The sequence below is a fragment of the Chlamydia abortus genome, assembly GCF_002895085.1.
GTDB classification, from domain to species: Bacteria; Chlamydiota; Chlamydiia; order Chlamydiales; family Chlamydiaceae; genus Chlamydia; species Chlamydia abortus.
Window position 1 is genome coordinate 1 of sequence record NZ_CP024084.1, and the last position, 18,658, is coordinate 18,658.

Below are 18,658 nucleotides of genomic sequence, written 5' to 3' on the forward strand. Positions count from 1 at the left end.
CAAAGTTTTAAACATGTTAACCACGTTGTTTTCCCTCTATAAACCGAGTTTTAAACATTTTCCACACCCCTAAAGAAGAAGAAGTAATATTTATATAAATACTCTATCCTTTTCAGACGTTGTGGAAAGTGTTGAAGGAATGTAAACATGAGCTCATTAGCATTGAGTCGACGACCTCGTAGAAATAGAAGATCCGAGGCGATTCGTGATTTGGTGTCGGAAACTGCTTTATTACCTCAGGATTTCATCTGTCCTTTTTTTGTTAAGGAAGGAAAAAACATACGCGAGGAAATCGAAAGTCTTACGGGTGTGTATAGGTGGAGTATAGATCTTCTTTTAAAAGAGATCGAAAGGTTGTGTTCCTTGGGGTTAAGGGCTGTAATTCTTTTCCCTGTCATTCCGAGTCATCTTAAAGATGCTTATGGCTCATACTCTTCCAATCCTAAAAATATTCTCTGTAAGAGTATCTATGAGGTAAAAAAAGCTTTTCCTAACTTGTGTGTAATCAGTGACATTGCTTTAGATCCTTATACCACCCATGGTCATGATGGTATTGTTGATCGCGGGGAAGTATTAAACGATGAAAGTGTTCGTATATTTGGAAACATAGCTACGTTGCATGCTGAGATGGGTGCTGATGTTGTCGCTCCTAGTGATATGATGGATGGCAGGGTAGCTCATATCCGCTCGAAGTTAGATCAAGCAGGATGGACTCAGACGTTGATTCTTTCTTATAGCGTGAAGTATGCCTCGGCTTTGTATCATCCTTTTAGAGATGCTTTAGGATCTCATTTGCAATCGGGAGATAAACGAAATTATCAGATGAATCCGACCAATGTCTTAGAAGCTTTACTCGAATGCTCTTTAGACGAGCAAGAGGGAGCTGACATGCTCATGATCAAACCTGCGGGATTCTATCTTGATGTGTTGCATCGAGTGAAAGCTCTTACAATGTTACCTTTAGCAGCCTATCAGGTCAGTGGTGAATATGCTATGATAGCCGCGGCTTCTACTTTGGGGTGGTTGGATAGAGAAAAGATAGTCTATGAATCTTTGATAGCGATCAAACGAGCAGGAGCTGACATGATCATTTCTTATGCAACCCCGTTAATATTAGAAATGATAGCTTCTTCGAGAATTTAAGTTCTTCGAAGAACTTTATTCTACATCGGCGGTATTTTCTGGATTGAGTATCCCTGTTTCTTTTGCGTAATGCTTTAGGGATTCTTTAATTATTGTGAGCATTTCTGTTTTTGATGGGTCTGTGAAGGTCGGAAGAGCAAAATCTTCAGGACACACTTCTAATAACCCCAACATGCACGCTAATTCGAAGTTTTTGGTAATGACGGATTTAATTAAAGGTACAACAGGGATTTTCATCGCCATAACTTTATCATAAATTTCGGTGTCTATGATGGGGCGTGTTTCACCGTGGAGGTTGGTATCCGGATCCATATATGTATGTTTTCTTTTTAAAAATCCGGAAAGGTAGGTCCTTGTCAGTGTAGGTTTATTAATGCCTAACCTTAAAAAGTTAAAAGCTTGCCGCTTTTGGGGGTTAGGGAGCACGGAGATGGTAGCGTCTCTCATACCGAGACAAGGAAGATCTTCTTTGTTGCAAAGCCTTCCAGTTAAAGGATCACCAGAAATTAGAGATACCTTATCGGAGGCGATCTCATCTAAGGGAAGTAGGCTTTGGAAATCAGCACCTCTAGTAGTAATCACATAGCGTCTTAAGGAGGGTTTTAAACCCGATCCCGCTAAGGCGACTACTTGTTCATTGAGAATTCTTCCTTTTAAGAATAAGTGTCCTATAGTTAAGACTTCCTGGAAGGATATAGTGAAAACGATATCTTTTTCGCTAGTAATCGGTGCTATGTAGTGAATGTGTGTAGAGGGAGACCCAGAAGGATAGGGGCCCGTGATTTTATGTACATGTGCTATGGATTTTAAGTCTTTTTCAGGAATCACTAGTCTATCCGTAGAAATAATATGCGGGCATAAACCAAACAGTTTGGCTATAGCGCGAACTCCTACATTGAAAACGTAAAATCCTTCTTCCCTGGAAGAAAAGACAGAAAGATGTTTTTCTGTAGATGGGGTGAAGGGACGGTTATCAGCTAAGTTGATGAAGACATCTCTAGGATGATGTGTGGGTAGGGCTGGAATATCAAAGGGACGTTGTTTAAAAAGCGCGAACAGCCCTTCTTTCTTAAAGATTTCTAACAGCTCTGTTCTTGATAATTTGGATAGATCGTAAGAATATTCTGTGAGATTTTGTCTTGGGGTTTTTTTGATAACTACATCTAAAAGAGAGCGTTTGTCTCCTCTACGTATTTCTTGTACAGTTCCAGAAACGGGAGAGGTAATAAAAACGCCCGGGAAGTTTTTATATTCCGCAATGGGTGATCCTGAAGAAATAACATCACCCTGTTCTACCTTAAGCTTTAAAGTTAAGGCAGAATACGGGCGCAGGTCTACAGAAACCAGAACCGGGTCTATTCTTTTTAAAAACCCAGACTCTTTAGGAGACCCTTGCAAAGATAGATCTAAACCCCGAGTAATCGCAATTTTCATACTTTAGGGATTATAGGCGTTTTTATAAGGGAATCCAGTTTTTTTTCTTATTTTTTTTAGATGAAGTGGTTTTTGTTTTATTACTAGAATTAGGTTGGGGAGTTTCTCCTCCTAATTCCTTGGTCACTTCACTAATCAGAGCTTCTGTTTCTTTTTTATATTCGTTACATGAAGACCGGATGTTTTCTAAGGCCAACCATTCTTCTGGAGAGAAGTTATCAGGATTATTCGCAAACACTTCCATTTGTTCTCTGGTCATCCCTGTTTGTTGAAGGATTTCCTGAGAACGTTTATCTAGCTCTTGGATTTTTTCTTGGGTTTTTTCCAGCAAATATTCGTAATCTACTTCAGAGTCAGAAGATAAAGCTGAACCGAAGGAAGGATCAAAGTCTATATTATAAAGAGTAAGTATTTGTTTTATAGAATCTATTATTTTTTGCGCAGAGTTACTATTCATTAATACACCATGGATTTTAATTTATTATAAAATAAATATTATTATTTTTGTGTTGTGATATTGCTCTTTTTTATAGTTAAGCGTATATTTCCCGTTAAAAACGGGAGACATCGTGGACTATCTAGAAAAGTTGCAAGTCTTAATAGACGAAGAGCAACCCTCAAGTTTCTTTAATTTGTGGGAAGAATATTGTTTTAACGATGTGGTGAGGGGGACGGAGCTTGTTCAGATCTTAGAGAAGGTAAGACATTCATCTTTAGCCCCTTTGTTTGGCAAGATAGCAGACACTGTCCTTCCTTTGTGGGAAAGAATACCTGAGGGCAAAGAAAAAGATCAGGTTCTTAGATTAGTTTTGGATATACAAAACACTAACGCTAAGCCGTTTTATGATGCGGCTATGGATTACGTAAATAGGAAGTACCATGGTAGGCAAAATTTTAATGAGGCTTTAAGAGTTGTTGGTCTTCGTGATGGTCGTGAGTTTCAGTATAGTTTAAGCCGTTTTGACTTCTTGATGCACTTGAAAGAGGGAAATTTCGTCTTTCATTCTGGGGGATGGGGTGTTGGAGAGGTGATGAGTGTTTCCTTTCTTCAACAGAAGGTTCTCATAGAGTTTGAAGGCGTGATGATGGCTAAGGATATCTCCTTTGAAACAGCCTTTAAAAGTTTGATTCCTTTAGATAACGATCATTTTCTATCACGAAGATTTGGAGATCCAGATGGGTTTGAGGCTTATGCTAAAGATCATCCGTCCGAGGTGATAGAAATTCTACTTAAGGATTTAGGTCCGAAAACAGCTAAAGAGATCAAGGATGAGCTTGTAGATTTGGTTATTCCCGAGGTGGACTGGCACCGTTGGTGGCAAGCAACTAAGAGTAAAATTAAGAAAAACACTCGTATTGTATCCCCTAAAACCATAAAAGACCCTTATCGATATAATCCTGGAGGGGATTCTTTAATTTCTCAGTTAGAAACGCGACTTTCTCAAATCGAAGAGACTCAGAGAAAGATTATCGAGATTTATCAATTTATTAGAGATTTGCATAGTGAATTAAAGAAACCTGAAAACAGGGAAATCATACTGAAGGTTTTACAAACACTTCCTATAGAAGATAACCAATCTTTAGAAATCCAAAGGGATTTGTTACTTTCTGATTTTTTAGGTGAAAAATCTAATAAGTTAGACAGTAAATTTGTAGCTTCGCTTTCTGAAGAAGGGATTATCACTATAGTTAATGACATTTCTATAGCCGCCTTACAGAAGGCTTTCTTAATGTTAATCAAGAAGTATTCTCCTGTTTGGGAAAATGTCTTTATGAAGATCTTTTTCTCGACAACGTTTCCAGCCCTCAGAGAGCTGAGTTTTAAAGTATTAAAAGGAGAGGAGTCGTGTTGCCAGAAAATTAAAGAAAAGCTTCTTGGATTTATAGAGCATCCTATGATGTATCCAGAGGTTTTTGTCTGGTTTTTCTTAAAGTTCGGTTCGCACGATGACGGTCTTTTTGATCCTAAAGATAAGGAAATCGAAAGGCTGTTTTTAGAGGCGGCTATGGTGTTTATGTACTATATTGCTTCAACGCCGCAGAAAGAGTTAGGGAAAAAGATTTACAACTTCCTTGTGAGAGAACGTTACCTGGTGATTCGTAATATGATAGAGGGGGCTCCTTTATCTTATTTGAAAGAGATTCTGTTGCTCTCAACGAAATGTAGTCAATTTTCCTCTAGTGATCTCAGTGTTTTACAAAGCCTTGCCGAGGTTGTACAACCTGATCTGAAGAAAAACACTGTAGCTGTGAAAGAAGATATTCTTTGGACAACACCAGAAAGCTTTACGAAAATGAAAAACAAGCTTCAATCTCTTGTGGGTAAGGAAATGGTGGATAACGCCAAGGAAATAGAGGATGCTAGAGCTTTAGGGGACCTTAGGGAGAACTCTGAGTATAAATTTGCTTTGGAAAAACGAGCACGTTTACAAGAAGAAATTCGTGTGCTTTCTGAAGAAGTAAATCGAGCTAGAATATTAACTAAGGATATTGTTTTTACTGATACGGTAGGCGTTGGTTGCAAAGTTTCTTTAGAAGATGAACAAGGAAATCTTATCACCTATTCCATTCTTGGTCCTTGGGACGCTGACCCCGACAACTATATTCTATCTTTAAAATCTAAGCTTGCTCAAGAAATGCTAAACAAGAGCGTTGGAGCTAGTCTACAGTTTCAAGGAAAGAAATATAAGATTAGCCGAATACAATCTATTTGGGATGCATAAAGCAATGGAGTATAGCGGAATCGAACCGCTGACCTCAACAATGCCATTGTTGCGCTCTACCAATTGAGCTAATACCCCAAGTAGATAAAATTATCATGAGGTAAGGTTTAGAATCAATCTTTGTTACAATACGAAGGAATTTCTTTGGTATGAGTTTTTTTCATCAATTACCCACGTTTGCTCCCGATTCTATTTTGGGTTTGCAAAAACTATTTTTAGAAGACGAGCGAGAGGAGAAGGTCAATCTTGTTATAGGTTCTTATGAAGATCCTAACAAGGCTTATGGTGGCTTTTCGAGTGTCCGCAAGGCGCAATTTTCATTGTTAGAAAACGAGATGAATAAAGGGTACTTACCTATTAGTGGGTTATTGTCTTTTAATCAGCAAATGGAAAGTCTTGTTTTTGGTGATGATGTAAATCCGAGTTTTGTTGTTGGTGCCCAAGCTCTCGGGGGAACGGGAGCGTTGCATTTAGGTGCTAAGATTTTCGCCATGGCTCACCCTTCTGCTGCAGTATACATTCCCGAACAGACATGGGGAAACCATTTGAGAATATTTGCTCAACAAGGTTTAGATGTTCTAAAATATCCTTATTATAGTTCAGAAAGTAAAACACTCGTTTTTGATGAGATGATTTCTGTATTGAAATCTGCTCCCAAGAACTCTTTAGTGCTTTTGCAATGTTGTTGTCATAATCCTACAGGAATGGACCTTGACGAGAACATGTGGACTCGTCTTGCAGAACTGATGAAAGAACGTCAGCTTCTTCCTTTTTTTGATACGGCGTATTTAGGCTTTGGGTTAGGTATCGAAGAAGATAGAAAGCCTATAAAGATTTTTATAGATTCAGGGCATACTGTATTTGTAGCCGCATGCGCAAGTAAGAATTTTTCTCTTTATGGGGAGCGTGTAGGCTATTTTGCTGCATATAGTCGGGTTGTTGATGATTTAGATAAGATTTCTAGCTGTCTCGAAGAAAAAATACGAGGAGAGTATTCTTCACCACCTCGACATGGAGCGAAAATTGTTTCTACAATTTTATCAGATGCCTCTTTAAAAACAGAATGGTTGGCAGAATTAGACACGATTCGTTGTTCTTTACAAAAAACACGCACGCGATTTGTTCAGGCTATGCGCAATCATATTGGTCATTCTTTTGATTTTATCCTATCTCAGAAAGGATTTTTTGGTTACCCAGGATTTTCTTTAGAACAAGTCTTATTTTTAAGATTAGAAAAAGGTATTTACACAACCAGTGGAGCCAGGTTTAATCTCAACGGAATCACCGATAATAACATCGATCATGTAGTTCAGAGCTTTGCTGAGGCATACCAACAAGCTTAGTGTACTGAGTTTGATATAACATGATTTCGCTTTGTTGATTACATCTACTCATAATGATAGCGCAGATGCATATCTGCGCGTATTTTTCATTCACATTACACTGAAGTTTTCATTATGTTTTGTTTTATCTGTTAATATCATCAAACGATAAGTTACGCACTGAACAGCTACAGAAGCTCAATAAGGCTTCAGGTAGAGTGCAGTCGCCTGTAGTGAAAACGAAAACATTAAGCAATATGCGAGAAATTCAACATTCGGAAGAACATTCTGCAATAAAGACGACAGGATCTGTTTTTTACCGTCGACATAGAAAAAACAGAGTTTATGTCTACGTGGTGCTAGCCTTAAGTATTGCTTTGTTCTGGAGTTTGCCCAAACCGTTTTATGAAAATATCCAAAAACGTTTCGTAGTTTGGTATTCGCGTGTTTTTATGCACCACGCTGAAGTTTCTCCCCAAAGTTGTTCTCTCCAAGATACGGAGAACATCATCTTAAAAGATCGCATTGCTATTTTAGAAGAGCGTTTGCAAGCTTATGAGGTTGCTTATCATACGCCTCCTGTGTTTCCAGAGATTCTATCACCGTATTTTCGTAAGTTAATCACTAGTCGTGTGATTTACCGAGATCCTTCCCACTGGGGAAGTTCTTGTTGGGTAGATGTAGGTCGTGAACATAACATACAAAAAAACTCCTCAGTACTTTCTGGGAAGGTTCTTATCGGTCTTGTAGATTACGTGGGAGAAAAGCAGTCCCGCATACGTTTGATTACTGATGTAGGTATGCAACCTTCGGTGATCGCCGTTCGTGGAGGCATACAAGCTTGGTTAATAAAAGATCGGATTCAAGATCTGAGTAAACAAATAGAGCGCCTTTCAGATGCTTACATTCTAGAAAAAGATAAATATGAAAAAATCTATCAGCTAGAAGAACTCAACGTATCTATACAATGCAGTGATGAAAATACCTTACTTTTGCGAGGGACATTATCAGGCAAAGGCGGTCCTTTATGGAAAGATGAAACTCTAACTTTACATGGAGAAGGATTTTGTTTTTCTGATGGTAAGGGGTTGTGTGTTGGGGATCTTTTAGTTACAACTGGACTCGATGGTGTCTTCCCTCCAGGATTGTTGGTTGCTGAAATTACCAAAGTTTGTCTACCCCGAGAGGGAGCATGCTCTTATAAGATAGAAGCTAAATCACTTGCTGCTGATTTAATGAATCTTTCTTCTGTTTTGATTCTTCCTGCTATGGAATTTAACCCTAATGATAGACCGGATATTTTTGGTTTATTGTGGGATTAGATGTTTTGTAGTTGGGTAAGCAAAAAAATCCGTTTCCTGAAGAATCGGTACCCCGAATAAAAACAAATCCCATTTCTACGTCACTAGTAATATCAAATTGTTGCAAAAAGCGTTTTGCCGCATGGATGTAAATGGCACCTTGATAATCCAGGTTGTGCTCTTTTATGTAAGAGAAGAGATTTTCTTGAGAATATTTCGAGCTGGTTTCCCCTAAGAAGGATGTTTTCCAATCTATAATGTAATACTTGCCCTGATGCTCGAAAAATAGGTCAATGGCTCCCTGCCACAACTGGTCTTTATTAGAAAAGAGAAAGGCTTCTTCACTGAGTATTTTGTCGGGACAAATATCTTTTAAGGCAAAAGATGCGGAGGTGAAAGATAACGGTGAGGAGATAGTTGAGAAAAGCTTTTCTGAAATTATCTCTTCGTACCCTTCTAAATGAGTGTTTTTAACGAAGTGTAAGACTGTAGTGAAGATTTTAGACATGGGAATTTTAAAATTTGGAGATATATTCTCGAGGATTTTATGAATGAGAATTCCTGTTTTTCTTCCTCTAGGGAGTGCAGAAGAGATAGAGGAGATCTCCATATCACTGTCTAAAAGCACTTCGTTATCCAACATCGTCTTTACCGAAGAAAAGGAGAAAATTTGTTTTGTGGGGTAGGAGGATAATGCAAAAGTTGCAGGTGGGGTAATGTGGTATATAGGCCAAGTAGATCGATCCTGGGTGTTTGTGGTCGATAAAGAAAATAGGGAAGGATGCTCTTTGGATAAATTTTTTGCTAGATCGAGGATAGATGCATGAGATCCGTCCTGATTTACATAGTTAGTAAGAGCTGTATTGCGTCTTGTACTTAAAGAAGTTTGGAAAGGGATAAAGAGTTGTTTTTTAGCTCGAGTACAAGCTACATACATTTCTCTTATCCATTCTGAAGAACTTTTATTTTTTTTTGATTTATCTAGTCCCGGGCAAAAAACAATATCATATTCTAATCCCTTAGATGCGTGAATTGTAGTGATTTTTAAGATTTCTGTGTCTTCGGAATAAGAAGAAAACGACAGGTTTTCTTCCCAACGTCCCGTTTCTGAAAAATACTGCAAATAGAGAAGTTGGTGTTGAGGTTGTGAAGAAATCGTTCCTAAGTATGCACACAGCCTTTCCATTTCTTGGAAAGTCAGGTCTCCTTGAGGAGTTTTTAGTAAAGCTTCACCATGAAGAGTCATGAAATGATAAAATGTAGCTAAAAGCCCATGATCAAAAATATAACTGCGTAGGGAAAAAAAATACGAAGAGTAGTGTTCTTTTTTCTCTAGAACATCATTGAGGTCATGGCGAAATAAGCTGCTCAGTAAGACTCTTTGTATTTTTTCATAATTTTCTGGATAGAAGATAGCTTCTAGCCAAGCTAGGGTTAATAGATAGGTTTCGGTAAGATGAAATATCGATTTATTTTTAAAAAATGATACGGGAATACTGCAGTGGGTAATGAGATCGAATGCTTGAGCCGAATCCGAGACTAAAATCGCCATGCGTCCAAAAGGGATCCCATGAGTAGCTTGTAAATGCGCAGCTGTTTGAGATATCCAAGCAGCTTGGTCAAGAACGTTATCATAAGAAAAGAAGTGGATAGGCGCATGTTCGGTGTTATCAAAATATTCTAAACTCTGCGGGGTTAAGGAATGATATTCTATAGGTTCATAACCAGGAATTTCTAGGAAAGGAGAACATTTACAGAAGAGAATGTTGATCGCCTGCATCAACTGTGGTGTAGAGCGGTAGTTGTTGATAAGATGCAGCTGTGACGTTTTAGGAAATGTAGATTTTGCTTTTAAATATGTAACGAGATCGGCATTTCTCCACTCATAAATCGATTGTTTTGGATCACCTATTAAAAATAGAGATCCAGAAAAATCTTTGTGCGCAAAGAGTTTGGCAAAAATATTCCATTGTTTCCTATCCGTATCTTGAAATTCATCGATTAATATGAGCTGGAAGCGCTTTCTTAAGGATGGTATCACTTCTTCTGCTTGAGAAGAGTGCAGGAGATCTTCTAATGTTACAATACTTTCATCTGGAGATAGCCACCAAGTGTAGTGGTTTTTTAAATACACTTGTACATCGTGCAGCAAGGTGTTGAAAATCGTGTCTACATTGCAAAATTGCTCGGTGTATTGAAACCATGACGTTTCTTCTATATAGCTAAAGGCGTGACAAGGTTGATAACGTGCTAAACGATTTTTGGGATGAAAAGTTTCTGCTATCTTAGAAAAAGAAAACAGGCGCACGGATGTTTCTGCAGCATATAAGTGCTCTATAAAAGATACGAGGTCCTCAGTAATAGAGAAGGGCTGTTTTCTGAAACTCTCCGTATATTTAAGAGCTTGTTCTAAGAATTTTTCCTTAGGAATAGCGTTGATTTTAGATCGGATAGAACTGTGCCAAGTGTTGAGTAAGGAGGCAGTGGTGCTTTTAGATGGTAGGTGATCAAAAGTCTGCGCTGTGTAACTGGAAAGTAGCTTATCTGTCAAAAAAGATGTATGTTTGCCATGAGAATTATAGCGTGCCGCAAGTAAGTAAAATTGTTCAGGAAATAAGATGTTCTCCCAAAGATCTTGGGATAAATACTTGCGAATGTGATGTAAAACTGCTTGTGAGTGCGTAAGAGCAGAGTTTTTTTGCGAGATTTGTATTTCCGGAAAATGCTGTTGTAAAACGTAATTACAAAACCCATGAATAGTAAAAATTGCCATACGATCTATCGTAGCTAAAGCATTACGCACCTGCATGTAAAGCAGCTTTACATCACATGGGTGGTGTAAGTAAGGAGGCAAAGGTTGCTCGGGGTCTGTAATAGCAGATTTTAACTGCGCTCCAGCTTGTTTGAGATTCTCTGAAATCCTCAGTTTTAATTCATTTGTCGCGGCATTTGTAAATGTCACAACAAGAATATTTTCAACATGGGAAACAGAACCCTCTAAAAGAGCACGTAAAACAATTTGTTCGATAGTAAATGTCTTTCCTGTACCCGCAGAAGCTTCTAAAAAATATTTCCCTTGGATAGATGTTTGAGGATGAAAAATATCAAACGGTTTCATGCGCCCCCTTAAACAAAGAAAGAATCAGAAGACGTTGTTCTTCACTTACTGTGAACTGCTCTTTATAGTCTCGGTTATGAAATTTCCAAAAAGTCGATAGAGAAGGATTATTCACATCAGCTTCAATAGCTGTGTGTATAGCTTCATGAAACTTTTCAGCATTGTCTAAAAACTTCCAACAGTCAGAAGAAATTAAAGGAATCGGAAAATCTCTCATCATTTGGTACACACGAAGAACCTGATGCAGGTAGTTGTCAGGATGAGAAAAAGGAAGGGGAAGATCTTCAAACACCTCTTGAGAGAGGATATTCCTGATAACCGCGTGTTCTGAAAGCACGCCAGATTTTTGTAACATGGCTATAGCTATATAGGCCTTTAAGTAATTTTTCATGTCAGCAGGGTTCTCTAGAATAGATTTTGTTTTCCTTACAGTTTTTCTTGTCTTAGCTGTAGGGTCAATGGAACACAGGTATATACCTTTGGAAAATACTCCAGAAAAATTCCCGTGTAAGTAAAGCTCAGAGTTGTTCAAAGTGAGGGACACAGGTGAGAGAACCTGGTCTTGATCTGCAAGGTGATCATGAAATAATGATGAAGAAAACAGCACGGTATAGGGGGCTGTGAGAGGATTTAAGCGAACAGTGTTCAGCCATTGGGCTATGAGATCGTCATAGTAAGTGAACATGGCCTCAGAAAAGGAAGATAGGTAATTATACGTGTGATCTTCGGATGTATTAGAGAGTCGATTTTCCCAAAACATCAGGATGTGTTTTTTCGTAGGAAATAGCTTCTCTCTAGATTCTAGTACAGTGGGAGATCTTAGAGAAATCTGGTAATTAGATTTTAAGAAGAAGTCTAAAGGAGAGAAAATAGCTTTTATAATTTGAGAAACAGATAAATGGTCGGGCAGGTTTGGCGTAGTATCTGGAGTTTGAAACAAAGAAGGTAGGGGCTCTTTCTTAGAACAAAAGGCTTGCGCTAACTTGTAGTAATGCTCTTGAGAGGTGTGTACCAGGGTGGTATCGGCAAATAACGAAGGTATATAAGCTTTTGTAGGAAGATGGGAAACAGGTAGTTGTAAAGCCTCTTGAAGATAATGAATATAAGCGCTGGGTAATGCAGGATTGTGAGCAGAGGAGGGATAACTCATGTGCAGTTCGTATTTAGTAGAAACGATCACCTGAAGGAAATGAAAGTTTTCTTCATCTTCAGAAGATGAAAATACTAGTTCTTCTTCTGTTGAGGCATCAACTAGATCGAGTAAATCTATGGCTTGTTTCTGCTTATTTGCTCCGAGGATAAACGTGTAGCCTTTAGGTATAAGACTTAAATCTCCTAATGTTCCGACATAAGGGCCAGGCTTATCATAAAGGGGGCTATTAGCACAAAAGCGAGAAAAGAAATCCAAACAAAAGTCTGTAAAAAATTTTAAAGAACATTCTGAAGAAGAAAAAGCGGGGAAGAGCGCATTTCTAAGAGATGTGATAAAAGATAATTCCTCTGGAGATAAAATAAAGAGGGATTCAAGGAAAGATAAAATGTGGTTACAGTGTTCCTCGTAAGATTTAATCGTGGTAGATGCATAAAGATCTAAGAATTTTTGTAGATCATACAGTAGAGGAAGAATACGCTCCCAGAGTTCTACCTGACTTACTTTACCACACTCTTCAACAAAGGGATAGTCATGCAAAATGTTATCCCCCAGATGTTGTAAATGTGTTCCATCCCCTTTATACAGTTTTTCCCACTCACTAGAGAGCTTATTCAAAAGATAGGGAGTTTTACTCGGATCTATAGGATTCTGTAGTTGGGGGTGTGTAAGAAGTTGTAATAGACGGTAGAGATTGCCCTGTGTTTGTAAAATAGACGATAAGAGTAAGAGCTTTTCCTTTAAGTCTTCAGCATGTGAAGAGGTGTTATTGCAGCAGTATAAAGGTAAATGGGGGGAAAATACTGCTTTTAAATACACCTCATAAATTTCTAGTTGCGAAGATAAAATAAAAATTTCTTCAGGGCGGACACCTTGATGCAATAATATAGAAATTTTTGAGAATACTTCTTGTACCTCTCTAGATGGACTTAAAGCCTTGCTAATAGTGATCGTTTGCTTTTTGTCTGCAATGTTTTCATGAGAGCTTGGTTTTAAGTGAAATAGATTACTTTGCACAACTCCTAAAGATGTTGTTTCTTGAGGAGGAATGAAAACTTCGGAATAATGTATTTCCTTGTCTAAAAAGAAATTTTGAGATGCTTGCGATTTGTGAGAAAGATTGGCAAGCAAGGCTTGCCTATCCGTTAAAACATAGTGTTGCCAAGCATCTCTGTTGGGTTGATCTATAAGTTGACGCCATAAGAAATCTATCGATTTGTCAGATAACAAATCACCAAAATATTCGCGACTGGGTGAGAAACAGTAAAAATATACAGGGAAAAAATTACTCAATTTGGTAAAGAAAGTCGCAAAATGCCTGGGTAAATGAGAATAACCAAAGATATGCAAGGAACGGTTTTGTTTCTTAACTTTTACAGAAGATAGTATCGAAGCAAACACCTTCCCCATAGGCATAAAGTGCTTCTCTAACTGAGAAAAAAGATCTTTATGATAACGATTATTTTCCGAAGGCGCTTGCGAGAATGTATAGAATTTTTTAAAAATAGCTGCCAGATGCTTTGTTGAGCTATAAGAAGGCTCCGAAAGAAAAGAGGGGTTTTGTAAAATATTAGGAGTGGCTGCAGAAGTCTTTAGTAGCTCGTGTATAAATAGGGGAAGTGTTATATAGTCAGGAATTAAAGGTTTTTCATGACAAACTTCAGTGAATAAATGTTTGATAAGGGAGTCAGAAGAAGAGAAAATAGTCGACCCCATGAAAATGTGGTTACTCGTAGCATTAGTAAGTTCTCTACGTAGCCAGTGCCCTATTTCTGTATTGGCAACAAGAATCCACCTTTTAGTAAATGGCTGTTGATAAGTAGAAAATAGATCTTCTGCAAGTTTAGCTAATAGATGAATGGGGGAGTTACTAAAAATTGCCTGACTATGTTTGGTCGCATTCATGGATATATCAATACAGAAAAAATCTTTTCGTGCCTTAGTAATAACGCATTTTCTTACGATATTAAATGATAATCTTTATAAGTTTCTTTTAGTCTTTTTCCTGCTTGAAGGAAAAAGTTTAACAGAGAATGCGAAGATATTATCTTACGTAAGTTTGTGTTTTGCTTTACCGTTTCTTTTGCTCGCACCTTTAGCAGGAAGTTTATCAGATAGGTATCAGAAACGAAACATTATCTTAGCTACACGTCTTATTGAAATTGTTTGTACTTCACTGGGGTTATACTTTTTCTATATCCATTCTGTCGTCGGCGGGTATATAGTTTTGCTCCTCATGGCTAGTCACACGGCGATTTTTGGTCCTGCAAAGATGGGGATTCTTCCAGAGATGTTGCCTCTAGATTATTTATCTAGAGCTAATGGAATAATGACCGCAGTCACTTATACCGGGAGTATCTTAGGATCTTGTTTTGCTCCCTTACTTGTCGATCTTACCAAGAATCTTCCAGTTAACTGTTATGTTCTTTCAACATCATTTTGCGTTGTTTCTTCGATCATCAGTACGTTTGTGTCGTTAGGCATATGTTCAAGTAACTTTAAAAATCGTAGTCAAAAAATTACTTATGTCAGCTTTAAAGATCTTTGGGAAATCTTTAAAGATACACGTCATGTACATTACCTCACCCTCTCGATTTTCTTAGTCGCTCTTTTTCTTCTGGTTGGAGCTTATGTACAAGTCGAAATCATTCCTTTTGTCGAGTTTACTTTAGGTTATCCTAAGCATTACGGAGGTTACCTGTTTCCTATCGTCGCTTTGGGAGTTGGCGTAGGCTCTTATATGACAGGATGGATTTCAGGAAAAGATATTAAGTTAGGGTATGTGCCTGTCATGACTTTAGGGCTAGGCCTGGCCTTTATGGGACTGTATGCTGTTTCCTGTTCTTTAGTCGGAGTGATGTTCTTCCTATTACTGTTAGGATTCTTAGGCGGGGTATATCAGGTTCCTTTACATGCCTATATACAATATGCGAGTCCGGAGCATAAGCGTGGGCAAATTCTTGCAGTAAATAATTTCTTGGATTTTGTCGGTGTATTAATCGCTGCAGCCATTGTCAGGATTTTGGGATCCAGTTTAAGTTTGCCACCGGAGACGAGCTTCCTATACATGGGAGTCATCATTTTCTGTCTCGGCTTGTGGATTCTATGGCTTTGGAAAGAGTTGGTGTATCGTTTAATACTCAGTGCCGTATTAATCAAACAACTAGGAAACTATCTTAAACTGCCAAAATCCCTCATTCCTGTTTGCTATTTGGTGCCCACCCACTCTTATCGAGAAGTCCGGCGTGTATTAGCCATGCTACCAAAAACATTACGCACTACTGTAGTGATACTCGATCAAAAACTACAACCTGGTTGGACAACTCGATTAATTTCTTACTGTGTTCCTACAGTCATATGTGATCTTAATGAAACAAGTGATCGAAGCATGAAAGAAGCTTGGGCAGTGTTGCAAGCTAAACGCTTGCACACGTTGTTGAAAAAGCAACCGGATTTGTGCGTGATATGCTTAGGTAAAAAAGATAATATTGAAATATTTTCTCAGGTGCTCTTGGAACAGGGAATTAGTATGAGAAATATTCATTTGACATCCAAGAAAGTGTCCTACCGAAGAAATAGGTATAGCCTATCCTTGAACCAAGCCGATGAAACTTAGTTCAAGGAAAATATTCAGCACATCCTAGTGTAGACAGCAGGAGCTAGCAGCTTCTTCCTTCTCTTTTGTTACTTCACAGAGATGCATACGGCGGAAAGGCTTGTTTCCTCTACAGGGGGCAAAGGAGCGAATCCGAGGTGCTTGAGAACACTCTTGAGAACAACATCCTTTTGTTGAATGGATACACTCCTTACAACAGATGAATAAATTATTACAGTCTGTATTTGCGCAGTTGTAGTAAGTGTCACAGGGAGTCTCACAATGTGAGCACGAGGCGATGGGAGGAACGTCAGTATCCGCTTCATCAATAGGTACAGCTAAACGATCATCAAATACGAATAGCTTACCTCGCCATTTACCTGTGCCTACAGCCTGACCATAAGCAATAACACCACCATCAAGTTGATACACTTCTTTAAAACCTTTTTCTAAAAGGAGGGAAGAGTACAATTCACAACGTATGCCACCAGTACAATACATCATCACAGGGGTGGTAGCTGGGTCGTGTTCTTTGGATAACTGTTCAGCATAATCAGGGAATTCCCGAAAAGTCCGAATGTCTGGAAGCACAGCATTTTCAAAATGCCCTATTTTCCATTCGTAATTATTTCTTACATCTAAAACTAGACAGCGATTCTCCTCGAGCTTTTCATGCCACTCTTGCGGAGAAATATGCTTCCCTTGATTAGATAAATCAACGTCGCAACCAAGAGCGACAAGCTCTTTGCGATATTTCACAGTTACACGAGGGAAAATATTTTCTTCAATGTGATGGATTTTAAATTTTACATTTGAAAATCCAGGACGCTGTCTTAGCCAGTTCATGTAATACTCTGCGTCCGGTTGATAGCCACTAAACTGGCCATTAATCCCTTGTTCAGATATGTAGATACGACAAGAAACATCTAAATCTTTAAATAGTTCCTTGTGCAACGCAATTTCCTGTTGAGGATTATCTACACGAGTCAAATAATAATAAGCTAAAGCGTAATAATTCTTTTTCATGAGAAATACCCTAGCATATTCTCGGAAATAATTCCATTGTAGAAAATTAGGATTGGAACTAAAATGCTCTTTGGTATTTTGTCAAGTGGATGAGTAATCGTTTTCTTTATTAGCGAGGAAAATCTTCCAGGTTATACCGAAAGCAGTGCCGCTACCTTTGTCTAAAAAAGGCCAGGGGGCGAGAATAATTTCTAAGGACTAAATAAAGGACTAAAATACATGGCTCGATATTGTGGCCCTAAAAATAGAATAGCAAGGCGTTTTGGAGCGAATATTTTTGGAAGAAGCCGAAACCCTCTGTTCAAAAAGCCCCATCCTCCAGGTCAGCACGGTATGCAGAGAAAGAAAAAGTCTGACTACGGTCTTCAGTTAGAGGAAAAGCAAAAGCTAAAAGCTTGTTATGGCATGATCTTAGAAAAGCAACTAGTCAAAGCTTTCAAGGAAGTTGTAAATAAGCAGGGCAGCGTCACTAAGATGTTCTTAGAAAGATTTGAGTGCCGTCTTGACAATATGGTGTATCGCATGGGGTTTGCAAAAACTATTTTTGCAGCTCAGCAGTTGGTTGCTCATGGGCACGTATTGGTGAATGGAAAAAAAGTAGATAGAAGATCTTTTTTCCTACGTCCTGGCATGCAAGTTTCCTTAAGAGAAAAATCAAGAAAGTTACAGTCAGTAAAAGAATCTTTGGAAAATAAAGATGAAAGTTCTTTCCCTTCCTACATCTCTGTAGATAAAAGCAATTTTAAGGGCGAACTTTTAATTTCTCCAGAGCAAGATCAAATAGAGGCACAACTTCCTCTACCTGTAGATGTTTCTGTTGTTTGTGAGTTCCTATCTCATAGAACATAAAAGAAAGTTTCTTTCTTCCAAAAAGAGAGGCGTCAACTATTCTTTTATAGTTGGCGCTTTTGGTTTTTTATTTCTGAAAGCTTTTCAACTGCCGAATTTCCTTTGTCCATAAGTCTGGACCTCCAGGAGTCTCTAAATATTTGGGGATCATCCGTGTGAGCTCGTCAGTCATAAGAAATTTAAAACTTTCCATCCCTATATCTCCTTCCCCAAGGGGCGCGTGGCGATCCTTGTGTTTTCCTAGAGGAAACATCGAGTCATTAAGATGAAAAGCTCTTAAATACGACAAGCCTATCGCATCATCAAAATTTTTGAGCACTTGCTTCCAAGACCCCGGAGAGGTAATATCATAACCAGAAGCAAAGATATGACAAGTATCTATGCAAACTCCTACCGGGATTTTATGCTTAAGTTTGTCTATGAGGTAACCAAGTTCTTCAAAAGTACTGCCGACAAGTGTACCTTGTCCCGCAGTAGTTTCAAAAAGAACAACAAGAGGCGGAGAATCTTCGAATAGAGGCTCAACCAAGGAAAAACTTGAAACAATCCTATCTAAGCAAGCTTCTTTAGTATCATTGACAGCGGCTCCTGGGTGGAAGTTAACAAAGGTAATCCCTAAAGATAGACAATCTTGGATCTCTTGCTGTATACAGATGCGGCTTTTTTCTAGGATTTCTGGATTAGGAGCCCCAGGATTAATTAAATAGCCAGCGTGGCTCATAATATAAGATAGAGACGTTTCTTCAAGAGCTGTTTTGAACGAATTTATCAAATCATCAGTGAGAGGGCGTCTACGCCACTGCCTTTGATTGGCAGTAAACATTTGAACGGTGGAAGCCCCAATTTCTTGCCCTTCATAAATGGCGTTTTGAAGCCCTCCAGAAGTGGATGTATGCGCACCTAATAAAGGGACTTGGGGAGGTGGAAATACCTGCATTTTAATGCTCCAAAAATCTCTATCTGCTATGGATAAATTAAGTATTAAGGGAGTAAGACT

The 18,658-nt window shown here is 38.5% G+C and carries 12 protein-coding genes and 1 tRNA gene; 6 read left to right on the forward strand and 7 right to left on the reverse strand.

Going from position 1 to position 18,658, the window contains the following annotated elements; genetic code table 11:
* The first annotated feature begins 147 nt into the window (after nucleotides 1–147).
* A complete protein-coding gene (hemB, locus tag CHAB577_RS00005) occupies nucleotides 148–1,143 on the forward strand; it encodes a porphobilinogen synthase (protein WP_011096755.1) in 996 nt (331 codons plus the stop codon).
* 15 nt (nucleotides 1,144–1,158) lie between these two features.
* On the opposite strand, the gene CHAB577_RS00010 is transcribed toward hemB, so the two are convergent.
* A complete protein-coding gene (locus CHAB577_RS00010; protein ID WP_011096756.1) occupies nucleotides 1,159–2,577 on the reverse strand; it encodes a Na(+)-translocating NADH-quinone reductase subunit A in 1,419 nt (472 codons plus the stop codon).
* Nucleotides 2,578–2,599: 22 nt separating this feature from the next.
* The gene (locus CHAB577_RS00015) at nucleotides 2,600–3,034 is read right to left on the reverse strand and encodes a hypothetical protein (RefSeq protein ID WP_006343682.1); all 435 of its coding nucleotides are present in this window, start codon (nucleotides 3,032–3,034) and stop codon (nucleotides 2,600–2,602) included.
* Nucleotides 3,035–3,146: 112 nt separating this feature from the next.
* Here CHAB577_RS00015 and CHAB577_RS00020 point away from each other — a divergent pair, with 112 nt between their 5' ends.
* On the forward strand, nucleotides 3,147–5,300 hold the full coding sequence (locus tag CHAB577_RS00020) for a GreA/GreB family elongation factor (protein WP_011096757.1): 2,154 nt from the start codon (nucleotides 3,147–3,149) through the stop codon (nucleotides 5,298–5,300).
* Nucleotides 5,301–5,305: 5 nt separating this feature from the next.
* On the opposite strand, the gene CHAB577_RS00025 is transcribed toward CHAB577_RS00020, so the two are convergent.
* Nucleotides 5,306–5,378, reverse strand: a tRNA-Ala gene (locus CHAB577_RS00025).
* A gap of 71 nt (nucleotides 5,379–5,449) precedes the next feature.
* On the opposite strand from CHAB577_RS00025, the gene CHAB577_RS00030 reads away from it, so the two are divergent.
* Together CHAB577_RS00030 and CHAB577_RS00035 are read left to right on the forward strand one after the other, a co-directional pair.
* A complete protein-coding gene (locus CHAB577_RS00030; RefSeq protein ID WP_011096758.1) occupies nucleotides 5,450–6,643 on the forward strand; it encodes an amino acid aminotransferase in 1,194 nt (397 codons plus the stop codon).
* A 236-nt stretch (nucleotides 6,644–6,879) separates the two neighbouring features.
* Nucleotides 6,880–7,944, forward strand: coding sequence for a rod shape-determining protein MreC (locus CHAB577_RS00035; protein ID WP_049765688.1), 1,065 nt, complete (start codon nucleotides 6,880–6,882; stop codon nucleotides 7,942–7,944).
* Here CHAB577_RS00035 and recB read toward each other — a convergent pair.
* Both recB and CHAB577_RS00045 read right to left on the reverse strand, forming a co-directional pair.
* Entirely contained in the window at nucleotides 7,904–11,041 is a 3,138-nt protein-coding gene (gene recB / locus CHAB577_RS00040) for an exodeoxyribonuclease V subunit beta (protein WP_086393201.1), read from the reverse strand. The genes CHAB577_RS00035 and recB overlap by 41 nt on opposite strands.
* Entirely contained in the window at nucleotides 11,028–14,096 is a 3,069-nt protein-coding gene (locus CHAB577_RS00045) for an exodeoxyribonuclease V subunit gamma (protein ID WP_011096761.1), read from the reverse strand. The genes recB and CHAB577_RS00045 overlap by 14 nt, the downstream gene beginning before the upstream one ends.
* On the opposite strand from CHAB577_RS00045, the gene CHAB577_RS00050 reads away from it, so the two are divergent.
* Nucleotides 14,095–15,807, forward strand: coding sequence for an MFS transporter (locus tag CHAB577_RS00050; protein ID WP_011096762.1), 1,713 nt, complete (start codon nucleotides 14,095–14,097; stop codon nucleotides 15,805–15,807). The genes CHAB577_RS00045 and CHAB577_RS00050 overlap by 2 nt on opposite strands.
* A gap of 24 nt (nucleotides 15,808–15,831) precedes the next feature.
* Here the strand turns inward: CHAB577_RS00050 and trhO are convergent, their stop codons facing one another.
* Entirely contained in the window at nucleotides 15,832–16,812 is a 981-nt protein-coding gene (gene trhO, locus CHAB577_RS00055; protein ID WP_011096763.1) for an oxygen-dependent tRNA uridine(34) hydroxylase TrhO, read from the reverse strand.
* Nucleotides 16,813–17,031: 219 nt separating this feature from the next.
* Between trhO and rpsD the strand changes: the two genes are divergently transcribed.
* Nucleotides 17,032–17,661, forward strand: coding sequence for a 30S ribosomal protein S4 (rpsD, locus tag CHAB577_RS00060; RefSeq protein WP_011096764.1), 630 nt, complete (start codon nucleotides 17,032–17,034; stop codon nucleotides 17,659–17,661).
* Between the two features lie 67 nt (nucleotides 17,662–17,728).
* Here rpsD and CHAB577_RS00065 read toward each other — a convergent pair whose 3' ends face one another.
* Complete coding sequence (locus tag CHAB577_RS00065; RefSeq protein WP_011096765.1) at nucleotides 17,729–18,598, reverse strand: deoxyribonuclease IV; 870 nt, start codon at nucleotides 18,596–18,598, stop codon at nucleotides 17,729–17,731.
* Nucleotides 18,599–18,658 lie beyond the last annotated feature (60 nt).